Here is a 14350-nt window from a genome sequence, read left to right on the forward strand (position 1 = left end):
CAAGATGGTCTTTGAGGGATGGCCAACGGCGCCAGGGAGGCAATCATGCGGCAGATCGAATCCGGCATCACACAAGCTGCCGCAAGCGTGACCCCCGGGCCGCTCGAACGCCTTATGTCCAACCGCATGATGGTGGTTCGGGTGTTTCGGTTTGGCGTGTCGGGTGGCTTTGCCACTGGCGTGCATGTGGCGATCGCCACCACGCTCATCAATGGGTTCAGTGCAACCCAAGTGCAGGCTAACGGTGTCGCGTTTATCTGCGCGAATGTCTGTTCGTACTTGCTCAACGCGCTTTGGAGTTTCTCGGCAAAACCGGGGCGCGCCAATTTTCTGCGCTTCTATTTGGTCTCGCTATTGGGCTTGGCGTTGACGCTGGCTATTTCGTGGGGAGCGCAGATGGCTGGTCTGAGCTACTGGGCTGGGCTGGTTGCGATTTTGGCGACGGTGCCGCCGCTTACATTTGCGTTGCACCGGTTCTGGACGTTCCGCTAGAGCCTGGCCAAGTTGTTGCAGCGTCATACCGGTTGCGAGGCCGTGCTGCGCGGCAATCGGTGTGGACGTGTGCCGCGTCGTCTTGCGCCACTCATCCAACGTAGCATGAGCGTGGTCAGTACCCACAGGGCTACTCCGCCAAGGAGATCGACGAAGTAGTGCCCGCCCACGGTTGGGGTTGAGCAAATCATGAGGATGTTGAGTGGCACTGAGACCACCAGCACCCACCGGGACCAGTGCGTGGCCTGGATATAGAACAAGGCGGCCGTGGTATGAAATGACGGCATGGAAACCAGTCCTTGCATGCCGCTCAGCGCAAAGACCTTGAGCGAACCGTCACGTAGTGGGAAGAAGTGCGAGAAGGATGCCAGGTCGGCGTGGTTGATCGCGCTGCTAGCTGCATAGTGATGAAATGCACCTGCCGCCGGAAAGCATGCGGCAACAAGCGAGAGCAGCGCGGATGCAACGAGGAGATTGGACAACAGCTCGCGCAGCAAGCGTATGGGGCCAGCAACGCCAATCAGCACAGCAATCAATAGCAACTGGCTCTGCCCACTCATGTAGGCCCATCGCAACATGCTGTCGATCTGCGGATGCGCCTTCACCCATTGATACAGGGATGGCCAGTCAAGGCCAAGGGCCGCGTCCGCCGCAGCGAGCTTGGCATCGATCAGGGGAGGCCCGATCGAGACCAGCAGGTAGGAAAGGACACTCACGCTCCCGGTAAACACGACTAGCCATGCCAGCGCCTGGGTCAGGATGGCAAGCTGGCCGGCGCGCAAGCGTTGGGCCAATGTTCGATATGCCGGGCCGCGCTTTGCGATCGGGCCATGGAGCATCAGTACGAGCGCTGCTGCGGCACAGCCTAGCCAGACAATCAGCGTAACGCGTTGCTGTAGGTCACCCGGGGCAATGCTGCGTCCAGTGGCGCCTAACCATACGGCATCCACCAGCACAATGAGCCCCGCGCTCCCCCATCTTGCTGTGTCTCCCATCGTCCAGAGCGGAGGTTCGAGCGCATGGGATTCTGCTCGAATTGTCTGGCGATGCATTGTTCGGCTCCGCAGCATACAACGTACACGCTATCGACGTGCAGCGTGGTTGCGAGTCCGATCACCCTGTGCCATGCGCAACTTCACGCTGGCCAGGGAGATCACATCGCGGTTGCCCAACACACGCTCGCGCGGGCGGCGCACCTGATAGCGCCGCTTGACGAGATAGATCGGGCGCCCCTTGGCCTCGTCGTAGATGCGGCCGATGTACTCGCCCACCACACCCAGGCCAATCAACTGCAGGCCGCCGAAGAAGAGCAGCAGCGACAGTACCGACGCATAGCCGGGCACATCCACACCAAAGACCAACGTACGCGCAACGATGTACGTGCCATAGAAGAAGGCGAGCGACGCGATCATCGCGCCCAGGTACGTCCAGCTACGCAGCGGCAATGTGCTGAAGCTGGTGATGCCTTCCAGTGCAAAGTTCCACAGGCGCCAGCCCGAGAACTTGGATTGGCCCGCACTGCGCGGCTCGCGTTCGTATTGCACCACCACCGTGGTGTAGCCCACCCACGCAAACAGGCCCTTCATGAAGCGATGCCGCTCGGGCAGCTGCTTGATCGCGTTGACGACCACGCGATCCATCAGGCGGAAATCGCCCACGTTCTCGGGCAGCTTCAGGTCCGAGAGCCGGTTGTGAATACGGTAGTAGGCTTTCGCCGTCACGCGCTTGAGCCACGGGTCGCACGCGCGGCTGCTGCGTTGGGCCAGCACGACTTCCGCGCCCTTGCGCCAGTGGGCGACGAGGGTGGGGATCAGTTCGGGCGGGTCTTGCAGGTCAGCATCGATGGGGATGACTGCATCACCCATCGCTTCATCCAGCCCGGCAGTAAGCGCGGCTTCCTTGCCGAAGTTGCGCGTGAGATCGATCACGCGCACGCGCGCATCGAGGTGCGAGACGTTGATGAGCCGGGCGAGTGTGTCGTCAGCGCTGCCGTCGTTCACGCACACGATCTCGAAGTGCATGTCGGCAATGGATTCGAGGATCGGCACCACGCGGGCGAAGAACGCATCGATGGCCAGGCTCTCGTTGTAGAACGGCACCACCAGCGAGAGCAGCGGTGTGTCGTGATGACCTTGGTAATTCGGCTGCATGACTTCCCCCTTTGTTGCGCTTTCCGGTGCAGACGCTTGGTGGTCTGTTGTGACTTATCGGCGAGATGGCACAGGCTGTGTGGTGCTTGCGTGCAGGTTTGCCGGCAATGGGTTGGTAGCGGGCGCGCTGCATTGTCCAAACTGCACCGCACGTCGCACAACAATCACCGCCACGGCAACAAACACGAGCGGGCCGACCTGCGGCAGCTTGACCAGCGGGTTGACGAATTCATACAGCGGCAGCAGCCACGCCAGCACCAGCACCAGCCGTTCGCTGCTCGATAGCCCGAAGCGGATGCCATGACTGACCAGTCCTGCCACCGCGATGAGCAACCACGTCAGCTCGTACACGCGCAGGTACGGCGATGTCAGCATCGTGGCGGTTGCCAGCATGGCGATGCGCAGGCCGCTATCGGCGGTGCGCCGCCACACATAGATCAGGGCGCAAACGGCCAGCACCGCCGCGCTCATCTGCACGGCGTGTGCAGCAGAGACGCCGACGCCGGCTGCGCGCGCGGCGGCGAGGAAGGTCGGCATGACGTACCAGGCCGTGCCGCCATCGTCGATCATGTTGGCCTGTGCCCAACGCACGCTTTCCACAAAAGCGGGGACGGTTTTCCAGCCACAGACGGCAATGCTGATGCCGGCAAACGCGAGTGCGGTGACGGCAGCGCTGGCCAGCGTTTTCCACGCACGTGCCACGAGCAGCACCACCGGAAAGAGGATCGCCAACTGCGGCTTGATCGCCAGCAGGCCAACGGCGACGCCCGCCATTACCGGGCGCTTGTCCAGGCATGTGACGGCCGTTGCGGCCAGCCCCGCGGTCAGCATGGAGTTCTGCCCCATCAGCACGCTCACGAACACGGCGGGGGAGCCCACCACCGTTACCCACGCACGGTGGTGGGGTAGAACGCGATCACCCAGCAGGCCCAGCGTCGCCTTGACGTAGAACACACCGGTGGCCAGCATGAACAGCAGATAGCTTGCCCAGAACGGCAGCAGCGCCAGCGGCAGTACGACCAGCAGGAAGGTCGGCGGATACAGCCAGGGCAGGAGCCGATCGCTACCTGAGGCCAATGTGCCGAATTGATGGATGACTGCCATCATCCGATCTAGGTTGTACGCCTGCAGGGCGCTGTCGTGCAGCGCGATGTACGAGGCGCTCCAGAACACGGAGAAATCCGACCCCACACCTGTAATGCGCTTATCGGTAAAACCATCACTAACCCAAGCACCCGCTGCGAAGATCACGAGGATGAGAAACAGCATGATTGTGCTGCCGATGCGCACGGTATGCGCATTGACCCAATAGCGTGTTGCCGCAGCCTCCGGTGGATTGGCGTGGTTGCCTGTGCGGAGCGTGTGCTCGTTCATTGCTGGCTCCATCCGATCCTAGTTGTTGATCACCGAGCGCAGGCCCGCCACGATCTGAATGCCTGCCGGCCCGAGCAGTACGACGTACAGCGCGGGAAAGAGGCAGAAGATCAGCGGGAAGAGAACCTTGGTGCCGATCTTGGCGGCACGCTCTTCGGCCAGCATCTGGCGCTTGGTGCGCAGCATGTCGGAGTGCACACGCAGGGACTCGGCCACACTGGTACCAAAGCGATCCGCCTGGATGAGCATGGCGACCAGCATCTCTACGTCATCCACGCCGGTACGCGCTGCGAAATTGCGGAGCGCCTTTTCGCGTGCCAGACCGGCACGCAGCTCCAGCGTCAGCAGCTCGTACTCTTCGGCCATGGCCGGGCGGGCGCTGCGCATGTCTTCCACGACGCGCAGCACGGCGGCATCCAGGCCCAGGCCCGCTTCCACGCACACCATGATGAGGTCCAGGCTGTCAGGAAATGCCTCGAAGATGTCGCGCTTGCGCCGTTTGATCTTGAGCGCCAGGACGACGTTGGGCAGGTAGAAGCCAAACAGCGCGCCACCGAGCAACGTGGCGAGGTAGGCGGTCTGGTGGCTGGCGTCAAAGCGATCGAAGAGTAATACCGATAGCGCAAGCGGAATGCCTGCGGCCAACGCGGTCTTGACGCCAAAGTAGATGGGGATCGCATCCGGCGAGCGCCACCCGGCATGCACGAAGCGGGCGCGTAGTGTCGAGTCCTCCCAGCCTTCCTTGGGCAACGAAGCGCGGGCCAGCGGCTTGGCCAGTTGCCCGATCCTGTGCACCCAGTCAGAGGGTGCCTGCTGCGGTAGGAAGCTGGGAGCCTCACGGTCGATCTGCCCAAGGCGTTGTTGCAGGATGCTCGGACGCAAGATGAACAGTGCCACCAGCACGGCGCCGAACACGACAAGGAATGTGCCGGCCAGCAATACAGTGTGCGCAATCTGCATGTTCGTTCGGGATGGGTTTCCCGCCTCCGGGTGACATTCCGTTCAGATATGGATGCGGATGATCTGCCGAATCCACAGCATGCCGAGGCACGTCATGGTGATGGCGAACCACAGCAAGCGCAGGCCTGAATCCGTGGTCCACAGCGTCGAGATCAGATCGGGGCTGAGCAGGTAGATGACCACGCCCATTACCGGCGGCAGCAAGACCAGGATCCAGCCGCCAAGCCGTCCTTCGGCTGACAGCACGCGCACCTTGTCCAACAGCTGCAGGCGCTTGCGGATGAGCGTGCCCACGTTGTCCAGGATCTCCGCCAAGTTCCCGCCTGACTCGCGCTGGATCAGGATGGCGATGACGAGGTAACGCAGGTCATCGACCGGCACGCGATCGGTCAACCCGGCAAACGCGTCGTTCATGGAAACGCCAAAGTTGATCTGGTTGAAGACGATGGCCAGCTCCGCGCCGATGGGCGCCGGCAGTTCATCACCGGCCATCTCCAGCGCGGCCGGCAGGGAGTGGCCCGCGCGCAGCGCACGGCCAATGAGGTCGGTGGCTTCAGGCAGTTGGGCTTCAAGCTTGAGCAGGCGCCGCGTACGACGATGCCTCACATAGAGCACGGGCAGGGCTGCGCCCGCCAGCACGAACACGAGCAGCGTCAGCGCCGGAGGATTGAACAGCGAGCACAGGATGGCGATGACTGCAGGCACGATCAGCGTCCAGGTCAGGAGTCGCCCCACTGACCAGTCCAGCCCCGACTGCAGCAACATCAGGTCCAGCGTCTGGATGCGTGGTAGCCGGCCGAGCAGAGCGGCCATGTCGGGCGATTCGCTGAGCACGCGCTGCTTGAGGATGCTGTCGCTGCCTCCGTGACTGACGCTGCTGATCAAGGCCAACTTCAAGCGTTGGCTCAGGCGCCGCGCGGCCTGGCTGTGGCGGCTATCCCACCACAGGTAGACGGCGGAGATACCTAGCAGCATGGCAACGAACACCGACACCGCAAAGCCGATCACCATGGGTTCCATGTCGGTACTCCTCAAATTTCATGCAGCACGGACGGGTCGTACAGTGTCTCGGGCAGGGCGATGCCGAACATGTGCAGACGTTCCGAAAACTTGGGGCGTACGCCCGTGGCGCAGAAGTGGCCGCGGATATGGCCGTCGCGGTCCACGCCCTTTCGGCGGAAGGTGAAAATCTCCTGCATGTTCACCACCTCGCCTTCCATGCCGGTGATTTCCTGCACGCTCATGAGCTTGCGAAAACCATCGGTCAGGCGGGAGACCTGCAGCACCACCGTCAGCGCCGAGGTGATCTGCTGGCGCATCGTGCGCGGCGGCAGTTGCAGGCCAGCCATGCTGATCATGTTTTCCAGTCGGGTCAGCGCATCGCGCGGTGTGTTGGCGTGAATGGTGGCGAGCGACCCTTCGTGGCCGGTGTTCATCGCGTGCAGCATGTCGAGCGCTTCAGCGCCGCGTACTTCGCCCAGGATGATGCGGTCGGGGCGCATGCGCAGGGCATTCTTGACCAGCGAGCGCTGCGTGATCTCGCCGCGGCCCTCGATGTTGGCGGGGCGTGTTTCCAGGCGCAGCACGTGGTTCTGGCGCAGTTGCAGCTCGGCCGCGTCTTCAATGGTGACGATGCGCTCGTCGGCCGGAATGTAGCCCGACAGGATGTTCAACAGCGTGGTCTTGCCGCTGCCCGTGCCACCCGAGATCAGGATGTTGAGTTTGGCTTTGACCATGGCATCCAGCAGCTGCGCCATGGCGGGTGTGAGCGTGTTGAAACCCACCAGGTCGTCAATGGTGAGGGGGTTCACCGAGAAACGCCGGATCGATAACAGCGGCCCATCAATGGCAGAGGGCGGAATGATGGCGTTGATGCGCGAGCCATCGGGCAGGCGCGCATCCACCATCGGGCTGGATTCATCAATGCGGCGGCCAACCCGCGATACCATTTTTTCGATCACGCGCATCAGGTGTGCATCGTCGTGGAAGGTCACGCTGGTCAACTCCAGCTTGCCGCGACGCTCCACATACACATGCTTGTGCGTGTTGACGAGGATGTCGGAGACGGTGGGGTCGGCCAGCAAGCTTTCCAGCGGGCCATAACCAAGCATCTCGTCCTGTACGTCGTTCACCAGACGGCGGCGCTCCACCTCGTTGAGCTGATGCTTACCTTCGTCAACGATGCGCTCAACCAGCAGCGCCAGCTCGCGCTTGATCTGGTCAGGTGTGAGCTGCTGCAAGCGGCCCAGCTCCACGCGGTCAATGATGATCTGGTGAACGTCCATTGCCACCTGTTGATAGGCCGGGCTGAGCGGAGCGCCCGAGCCGTTGGCCTGCGCGACACGTTGCGGCAGGGCTTCACCGGCTTGCTGAAAGAGTTGTTCTCGCAGGGACATGATGGGCTCCGCGTGATCTTGAGGTTAGGCCCGAGCGGGGGCAGGCACCTGGCTGCTCTGGCCGAACAGCTTGCGCAGCAACCCGTCGCGCCGGTGTTGCGTGTCAGGAAAGAGATGGCGTGCCATGTCGGTCAGGGCGCGGGCAATCGGGCTGTTTTCAGCCACTTGAAGCACGGGCAAGCCTTGGGTTACCGCATCACGCACGGGGCCCGGGTCGTAAGGCAGCATGTGGGCCACCGACATGCCAAAGGCGGCTTCCATCGTGTGTTGGCTGATCGGCAAGCGTTTGTCGAGCTGGTTCAGTACCAGCCGCAGGCGCTCGGCGCGGTAGCCCAGTGAGTGGCAGATCTCCATCAGCCGACGCCCCGCGCGCAGGTACGAGAGGTTGAGCTGCAGCACCGCATAGATCAGGTTGCTGTGATCCAGCACAACGATGGACGCCGGGTTGATGTCCTGCCCCACGTCGAAGACGACCACGTCGTACATCGATGCAGCCAACGTCAGGATGCGCTCAAGATGGACGGCCTTGATTTCGCCGCCCTTGATCGGATCTCCGGCACCGGCCAACACATCGAAGCCCTGCGATACATGCGTAAGACACGCATCAAACAAGGCGGCATCGAGCCGGTCGATCTGGTTGCAGACATTGGCTAACGTGGCCGGCGGCGATTGGTCTGTCACCAGGAAAGCGGCGTCGCCGTACTGTTGGCAGAGATCGACCAGCAACACGTGCTTGCCGTGGCGGGCACTCAGGATGTGCGCGAAGTTGGCCGCGGTGAACGTGGTGCCGCTGCCGCCCCGGCACGACAGGAACGACACCACCTGGCCGTCGTTGCGTGCGCTGGAGAGGGCATGGCTGGTGCAGCGCTGCAGCTCGTCGCGAAACTCCTGTGCGTCCGGCGGCCAGGGCAGTACGCACTGCACACCGGCGCGCATCGCCCGCATCAGTAGATCGGCGGACGGTGCCTCGGTCAGCAGCATGCAGAGCGTGTCCGGGTGTTCGTTGGTCAGGCGGCGCACTTGCTGAAGGTCGTCTGCGCTGAAAGTGGCGGCGTCCAGGATCAGCAGGTCAACCCCTTGCCCGAGGCCGGGTTGAGTCAGCGCGCGCGATGGTGCAGTACACGTGCGTTGCACAACGTGATTGGCAGCCTGCGTGATCAGCCCTGCCAGGTATTGCAGGTGCGATTCATCGGCAGAGACGAGAGCGATCTTGGCCATGGCCTGGCTCCTGTATGGGCGTCTGGTGGTGCGCGGTTCAGGTTACCGAGCCTGAGCATCCAGGCTGTTGCCCGTACCGACGCCCACGGTGAATGCGCTGGTGTCGGCCTGTGGGTTGCGGAATTGGCCGCTGTAGCGGTCCATGGCGGCGGTTGCGGCACGCCCGTCCACGCCAGCCACCGTGTCAGTGTTCTTCGCCGCATCCAGATTCAGCGTCTGCATGGCTTGCACCGTGCGTACGGCTTCACCGAAGTGCTTGTCGTAGACCGGCGTTGAAGTCATGCAGCCGGCGAGAGCGATGGCGAGTCCGCTGCAGAGTCCCGCACGCGCCAGCATCGAGGTGGTGTTCATGGTTCTCTCCTTGACGATTCCGGGTGCCGAATTCAGTTGCCGGAGGGTTGCTCACCCGTCGCCGCAAAGCGCCAGGTGTTGAGCGGTGTAGTGCTGGCTGCCGGTGCCGTGGGGGCGGTCGGCGCAGCGGGAGCCGGGGTGTTGGCAGGTGCCGGAGCTGGCGTGGGCGCGTGGCCCTCCATGTTGCCGTTCATGTACAGCTCACCACGGTTGACCGGACCAAAGCTATCGGTTGGCAGCGGATACTGTTCTGGCAGTGGCTTGACCAGGTGCGGCGTGACGACGAACAGAAGCTCGGTCTGGTCCTGCTGGAAGCTGGTGCTACGCGCAAGTGCGCCGATCACTGGCAGTTCACCAATGCCCGGCAACGCCTTGAGGCTGCCAGTGATGTTGTTCTTGATGAGCCCGCCAATCGCAAAGCTCTGGCCGTCATGCACTTGCAGCGTGGTCGATGCACGGCGCGTCGTGATGAGCGGCAGGATTGACGTGTTGTTGCTGTTGGGCGCGGTAACAGCCACACCGGTAGGCGACAACTCCGACACTTCTGGCGACACCTTCAGATTGATGCGGCCGTTCTCCATCACGGTGGGGGTGAAGCGTAGGCCCACACCAAAGGTCTCTTCCTGCAGCACGATGGTTCCCACGCCATTTGCGGCAGCGCCTTGCGCTACCGGGATGAAGACCTTGCCACCCGCCAGAAAGCTGGCTTCCTGGCCGCTGATGGCCATCAGGCTCGGCTCGGCAAGCACCTTCACCAAGCCATCACCGCGTTGTGCGTCGAGTGAAAACTTGAGTGGCAGGTTGTTGTTCTTGCTGAAGTTGATGATGTCGTTCGAGCCCGAGAGGAAGTTGGCAATCGCCCCGAACGACCAGCTACCGAATGCGCTATTCGCGTTGAAGGCGGCGCCCATCTGGTCAATCAGCGTTTTGGAGACCTCCGCCACCTTCACTTCCAGCATCACCTGCTGCGGCGCCTCGACTGCCATCATGTTGATGATGCGCGGGCTGCGCAGTGGCCCCCCCGGGCCGCCAACCGTGTTTTGCGCGGTGCTTGCCTGGCCTGCGCCCGCTTGCTGATCTCCCTGATTGGGGCCGCGCGTGGTGCGTGTGACGAAGGCGTTGGCAATGTCCACCACCTTTTGCGCCTGCACCGAATCGCTCACCGAGCCGCCAAGCACCAGGCTGTCGGCCGCTGCCGACACCCTCACGTTCTTGGCCTCGGGCATCAGTTGCCGCAGGGTGGTTTGCAGTCCGCCCGGGTCCGCGCCCACGGCCACATCAACGACGCTGCATGAGCCGCTGCGGCCCTGCACAATCATGTTGGTGGAACCCACTTCCAACCCCAGCACATACAGCGTCTGCGGAGAGACGAGCATCGCTTGTACGACGTTCGGGTTGCCAACGGTGCGGCTGCGCACGGGTTCGGGCAATTGCACCATCGTCGACTTGCCCACCGGTACCGTCACCTCGCTGTGTGAGCGCATGGCGCCGGCACAGCTCGGGCCCTTTGCCGATGTGTCGCGGTTGGCTTCTGCTGTGGCAGCACTGCCGATGGTGACTTGGATCGGACCATTTGCCGACACCTTCATCGGCTTGTTGGGTGCCGCAGCGTTGTTGGTCAGGATGGCGCTCTCGACGCCAACCTGAGCGTGTGCGGCACCTGCACACAGTGCGCCCAGCGTGGCCACCGCCAGCGCGGTAGCTTTCAGGTACGGTCCCATGCAGCGCTTGGCGCCGCGATCAACGAGTTGGTCCATGTCGATCCCCCAGATTGGTTGTTCTGCATGACAAGGGCGGTTGCCGTGTCTGGCTCTCTACGTGGAGCCTTTCTTCCGTTACTCGCGTTTTACTGTGCTGCCCGGCGTGGTTTGCGCTTGTCTAGAAGCACTCCTGACTGTGCTGCACGCCGCTGATCACACCCACGCAGTTCCCGGCTGCGCGGTGTTCCGCAACGCGACGCACCACCTGTACCGTCTTGACCACCGGCACGGCCACTGCCGCTGTCATGACGGGTTCTTTGAGCAGCGTGCTCTTCGTGGCGCCTGCCGTATCCACGGGGCGTGGATCAACCTGATTGCGCAGCACCAGAGAGAGGTTGCCCACGCTGCGAGCCAGGTCGATCTTCTCGGCTTGCTCAGGCGTGACTTCCAGCGTGACGGCGTTGACGACTTTGGGTTTGGTGTCGTCGCGGTTGACTTCCTGTGCAACCGCCAGCACAAGAATCTTCTCCAGTACGATCTTCGAAATCGACTGGTCATTGCGGTCGGTGCCCGGCCTGACATCCTTGGCGTCCTGCAGCGTGTTGACGATGATGTCAACGTAGCTACCGGGCAGCGCAAAGCCGGCCACGCCCACCACGTCGTTCACGCGCACGGTGATAGCGCGCTTGCCTTCGCCAATGACTGCGGACAATCCGCCCGCTGTTCCCACCGGGGTGAGCTTGGATTCGAGCACGGGCTCGCCGCGCGTGAGGCTGGCACGCACCACACGGCCGTCGAGCGCGTGCGAGTCGCTGATTGCGCCGGGTGGCAGGCTTGACGTTGGCCAATCGACCAGCTTGACGAAATCGGGTGACAGGCGTTGGCCCAGGTCAATGTCTGCGGTAGCCACGGCTACCTTGGTGATGCCATTGCTGCTCTGCTGCGTGAGCCAGCGCGACGCGAATACCACCGCTGCCAGCGCGGCAATCGTGGCAATGAACAGCATGGAAAGGATGCGCAGGTTTTTCATTTCCCAACCCCTTCAGTCAATCCTCAATCCCAGCGCCATTTGGACCGCAGGCAGGCGATGGGCAGACAGGGCCGGCCAAGTCGCCGGTCGGCCGCGTGGCGTGTGGATACGGGGGGCGCATGCCAAGACGCGCGTGGGCCGCATGTATGGCGAGGCGGTGCCGCGCAGGTCCTGGCTTGCCCAATGGTGCGACTGCATTGACGCATGGCTCTTCCCCTCGCCCGGGCCGCTGTTACGCGGCTCTGAATGTCATCGTGATGCTGATGCGTGCCTGGGACGTTGTTGACCGATCAGGCTTGAGCGGTGGCCGTCTGCTGCTTGTGTTTGCGCAGCGCTTGGGCACGCACCAGTGTTGCTCCCCTCAACTACATCGCTCCCCACTTCACCAACAACGTGCCCGCTGCAAACGCCACCGCATAGGGCAACTGGATCGTTCCGCCGTGCTTGGGCGCTTGCGCCTCTGTGTGCACGGCTTTGCTACCGGATGCATGCAACATCGGCAGCGATAGCAGCAACGCCGAGACGCCCGCCGCCGAGCGGCGCGCCTCCTTGCGCAGCATCACCATGACGAGCGCCAGAACACCGCCCGCAAGAAAGCTCACCAGGGCCACGTGAAAGGCGCCGAACGGCCCCATGAACGCGCCGATTGCGCCCATCAACTTCACGTCGCCCGCACCCATGCCACCGAGCGCGTAGAGCCCGAAGCACAGCCCCATGCCGACAGCCGCGCCGCCAAGCCAAGCCAAGCTGCCGGCCCCCGCGCCCATCGTCATGCCTTGCGCGACGAGCGCCGCCACCAAGCCCACACCAACCAGCCAGTTCGGCACGCGGCGCGTCCTCACGTCGTACGCCGCCGCCGTCACCACAAGCAGGGTGAGGCAGAGATTGGCTAGGTTGGCTGAGGTGGTCATGTCAATGTCCTCGCGGGTGCCGTGTCTTGCTTCTCTGTCCGCGCGATGCCGGTGGCGTCGCGGGCCAGGATGGATTCGGCCGGATCAGGTCCGGATGTGCCGGACCTGACCTGGGCACAGAAAAGCTGCTCAGGCGGCGGCCGTCGACAGCTGGGTCGCGATGGTGCTCCAGATAGCGCCGACGGCAGTCTTGACGGTACCGCCCGAGGCCACCATCACCAGTGCCACAAATGCCAGCAGCAGTGCGTATTCCACGCCGGCTGCGCCGTCTTCTTCGCGCACGAAACGCTTGATCATGGCTTTCATGTCCAACTCCTTTGCGTCATGGTTCAAGGAAATGCGCTCCGCTGAAGATCGGGCGCGTTTTAGCCGGCAAGCCGGCTAGGGCCGAATCAGGGGTTCCGGGATTTCGCGAGCGAGTGCCGTCAGCATGCCGACCAAGATCGGCACGTTCCGGATCGCAACGTGATAGATGGCTCCCCCGACTTCACCGTTGCCCGGGAGCAGCGCGAGTGGGCCAGCCACCAACGCCGCTTCGCCGGACGCATCGCCGCAGATGCGACGGCTGCGCCATGGGTGTGGTGAATCGATCCGTATGACCTTCAGGGACCGGTTCACACCCCGGGCGTACTGCTAAACCACTGCTTGCGGTTGTCCGGCAACAGTGCCGGTACACCGCGGTGGGCTGTGTTCGATGCCACTCGCCCTGTTTTGAACTTCCCCAAGACGCCGCACTTGGCGCCGAATTCTTTTGCTACGTTGGCCCCCTCAGCCCACTAGGGCTGGACGTGCCGCATACCGCATAGGTCAGCCGCCGTGGCCATGACCATGGCCGTTGCCGTTGCCGTTTCCGTTTCCGTTTCCGTTTCCGTTTCCGTTTCCGTTTCCGTTTCCGTTTCCGTCATCGCCGCCGTCACCTCCGGATTGACTTGAGCTGGCCACAGATGACAACCCCGTCGCCGTGTTGTTCCAGATCGTGCCGGTCGACGTTTTGACGCTCAGACGAAACCCGGCCATTGCCAGGGCGACGAACGTCAGCAACAACGCGTATTCAATGCTGGCGGCTCCGAGGCTCTTGCGTTTGCTCCCTGCTGTCTTGGTCTGCACGTCAGCTCTCCTGTGGAGGGGCGATTGCCAGAGGATGGTCCAGACATTCCGGAACAGTGCTCAGCGATGTTGGCGCGGACATATGAGCGATGACCGTGCCATTGCCGCTAAGTCCTTGATTTTCCTAGGCTGGGCAGGCATGCCAGCCTCCAGCCCAGGCAATCGGCCCGCGCTTGTATCCCACGCGTTACGGACACTTTGTGCCGCACACGACACAGCAAACGATGCTGCACATCTTCTTTGCGCAAATAGCAAACGTAAAAGTGGCGTATGCGTGTTGTGCAATGCAAAAAAGGCAGGGGAAACCCCGCTGCCGTGCCAGCGATGGCCGTTCGTGCATTGCTGAAACATGGGGGGCCTTGCCGGGAGAAGGTGCAGCCCGCCGCAGTCGTCTGGCGCGGTGTGAGCGCAACGTGACTTGCTGCCCGTCTTGCAGGAAGAGAGGAGTGCTTTATCGGACAGGCGGCCTACAGCGGAACGGCCACCTGATCTCGATGCCCGATGGCCGCGTGGCAGGCGCGTCGTACGGAAGGATTAGGTGGCTGGCCGACAAGGCCGGCGTTCTCAGGGGTATCAAAACCGTTTCAGTCTTGAAACATGGCCCGAAGAACGTGGGCAATGCGACACCCGAATGGGCATCGCTGCCGCTGCAAATGAGAAC

At 62.8% G+C, this 14350-nt stretch carries 14 protein-coding genes; 1 reads left to right on the top strand and 13 read right to left on the bottom strand.

Annotated features, from left to right (window positions below; translation table 11 throughout):
- The first annotated feature begins 45 nt into the window (after positions 1-45).
- The gene (locus tag F7R11_RS06040; protein ID WP_064806183.1) at positions 46-492 is read left to right on the top strand and encodes a GtrA family protein; all 447 of its coding nucleotides are present in this window, start codon (positions 46-48) and stop codon (positions 490-492) included.
- Between the two features lie 23 nt (positions 493-515).
- Here the strand turns inward: F7R11_RS06040 and F7R11_RS06045 are convergent, their stop codons facing one another.
- The 13 genes from F7R11_RS06045 to F7R11_RS27475 all read right to left on the bottom strand — a co-directional run bounded on the left by F7R11_RS06045 (position 516) and on the right by F7R11_RS27475 (position 13689).
- The gene (locus F7R11_RS06045; protein WP_064801935.1) at positions 516-1544 is read right to left on the bottom strand and encodes a phosphatase PAP2 family protein; all 1029 of its coding nucleotides are present in this window, start codon (positions 1542-1544) and stop codon (positions 516-518) included.
- Positions 1545-1574: 30 nt separating this feature from the next.
- Positions 1575-2642 carry a glycosyltransferase family 2 protein gene (locus F7R11_RS06050; protein WP_064801937.1) on the bottom strand — a complete coding sequence of 356 codons (1068 nt, stop codon included), beginning with the start codon at positions 2640-2642 and terminating at the stop codon, positions 1575-1577.
- 54 nt (positions 2643-2696) lie between these two features.
- Entirely contained in the window at positions 2697-4016 is a 1320-nt protein-coding gene (locus F7R11_RS06055) for a glycosyltransferase family 87 protein (protein WP_064801939.1), read from the bottom strand.
- An 18-nt stretch (positions 4017-4034) separates the two neighbouring features.
- Positions 4035-4976: a type II secretion system F family protein gene (locus F7R11_RS06060; RefSeq protein WP_064801941.1), complete on the bottom strand. Its 942-nt coding sequence runs from the start codon at positions 4974-4976 to the stop codon at positions 4035-4037.
- Between the two features lie 42 nt (positions 4977-5018).
- The gene (locus tag F7R11_RS06065) at positions 5019-5996 is read right to left on the bottom strand and encodes a type II secretion system F family protein (RefSeq protein ID WP_064801943.1); all 978 of its coding nucleotides are present in this window, start codon (positions 5994-5996) and stop codon (positions 5019-5021) included.
- A gap of 11 nt (positions 5997-6007) precedes the next feature.
- On the bottom strand, positions 6008-7372 hold the full coding sequence (locus tag F7R11_RS06070; protein WP_021196728.1) for a TadA family conjugal transfer-associated ATPase: 1365 nt from the start codon (positions 7370-7372) through the stop codon (positions 6008-6010).
- A 24-nt stretch (positions 7373-7396) separates the two neighbouring features.
- Positions 7397-8590, bottom strand: a complete 1194-nt coding sequence (locus F7R11_RS06075; RefSeq protein ID WP_064801946.1) for a CpaE/TadZ family protein — start codon at positions 8588-8590, stop codon at positions 7397-7399.
- A 42-nt stretch (positions 8591-8632) separates the two neighbouring features.
- Positions 8633-8941 carry a hypothetical protein gene (locus tag F7R11_RS06080; protein WP_064801948.1) on the bottom strand — a complete coding sequence of 103 codons (309 nt, stop codon included), beginning with the start codon at positions 8939-8941 and terminating at the stop codon, positions 8633-8635.
- A gap of 32 nt (positions 8942-8973) precedes the next feature.
- A complete protein-coding gene (locus tag F7R11_RS06085) occupies positions 8974-10698 on the bottom strand; it encodes a type II and III secretion system protein family protein (protein ID WP_064801950.1) in 1725 nt (574 codons plus the stop codon).
- A gap of 121 nt (positions 10699-10819) precedes the next feature.
- Positions 10820-11671, bottom strand: coding sequence for a Flp pilus assembly protein CpaB (gene cpaB, locus F7R11_RS06090; RefSeq protein WP_021196732.1), 852 nt, complete (start codon positions 11669-11671; stop codon positions 10820-10822).
- A 365-nt stretch (positions 11672-12036) separates the two neighbouring features.
- Positions 12037-12582 (bottom strand): A24 family peptidase, encoded by a 546-nt coding sequence (locus tag F7R11_RS06095; RefSeq protein WP_021196733.1) that lies wholly within the window; start codon positions 12580-12582, stop codon positions 12037-12039.
- Between the two features lie 129 nt (positions 12583-12711).
- The gene (locus tag F7R11_RS06100) at positions 12712-12888 is read right to left on the bottom strand and encodes a Flp family type IVb pilin (RefSeq protein WP_021196734.1); all 177 of its coding nucleotides are present in this window, start codon (positions 12886-12888) and stop codon (positions 12712-12714) included.
- Positions 12889-13389: 501 nt separating this feature from the next.
- Complete coding sequence (locus F7R11_RS27475) at positions 13390-13689, bottom strand: Flp family type IVb pilin (RefSeq protein ID WP_170288729.1); 300 nt, start codon at positions 13687-13689, stop codon at positions 13390-13392.
- Between the last annotated feature and the right edge of the window lie 661 nt (positions 13690-14350).

This window comes from Ralstonia insidiosa (genome assembly GCF_008801405.1).
GTDB classification, from domain to species: Bacteria; Pseudomonadota; Gammaproteobacteria; order Burkholderiales; family Burkholderiaceae; genus Ralstonia; species Ralstonia insidiosa.

Excerpts from the sequence above, each read along its gene's own strand:
- F7R11_RS06060 (WP_064801941.1), bottom strand. The coding sequence starts at position 4,976 with ATGCAGATTGCGCACACTGTATTGCTGGCCGGCACATTCCTTGTCGTG.
- F7R11_RS06085 (WP_064801950.1), bottom strand. The coding sequence starts at position 10,698 with ATGGACCAACTCGTTGATCGCGGCGCCAAGCGCTGCATGGGACCGTAC.
- F7R11_RS06055 (WP_064801939.1), bottom strand. The coding sequence starts at position 4,016 with ATGAACGAGCACACGCTCCGCACAGGCAACCACGCCAATCCACCGGAG.
- F7R11_RS06080 (WP_064801948.1), bottom strand. The coding sequence starts at position 8,941 with ATGAACACCACCTCGATGCTGGCGCGTGCGGGACTCTGCAGCGGACTC.
- F7R11_RS06065 (WP_064801943.1), bottom strand. The coding sequence starts at position 5,996 with ATGGAACCCATGGTGATCGGCTTTGCGGTGTCGGTGTTCGTTGCCATG.
- cpaB (WP_021196732.1), bottom strand. The coding sequence starts at position 11,671 with ATGAAAAACCTGCGCATCCTTTCCATGCTGTTCATTGCCACGATTGCC.
- F7R11_RS06075 (WP_064801946.1), bottom strand. The coding sequence starts at position 8,590 with ATGGCCAAGATCGCTCTCGTCTCTGCCGATGAATCGCACCTGCAATAC.
- F7R11_RS06050 (WP_064801937.1), bottom strand. The coding sequence starts at position 2,642 with ATGCAGCCGAATTACCAAGGTCATCACGACACACCGCTGCTCTCGCTG.
- F7R11_RS06040 (WP_064806183.1), top strand. The coding sequence starts at position 46 with ATGCGGCAGATCGAATCCGGCATCACACAAGCTGCCGCAAGCGTGACC.
- F7R11_RS06070 (WP_021196728.1), bottom strand. The coding sequence starts at position 7,372 with ATGTCCCTGCGAGAACAACTCTTTCAGCAAGCCGGTGAAGCCCTGCCG.
- F7R11_RS06095 (WP_021196733.1), bottom strand. The coding sequence starts at position 12,582 with ATGACCACCTCAGCCAACCTAGCCAATCTCTGCCTCACCCTGCTTGTG.
- F7R11_RS06045 (WP_064801935.1), bottom strand. The coding sequence starts at position 1,544 with ATGCATCGCCAGACAATTCGAGCAGAATCCCATGCGCTCGAACCTCCG.
- F7R11_RS06100 (WP_021196734.1), bottom strand. The coding sequence starts at position 12,888 with ATGAAAGCCATGATCAAGCGTTTCGTGCGCGAAGAAGACGGCGCAGCC.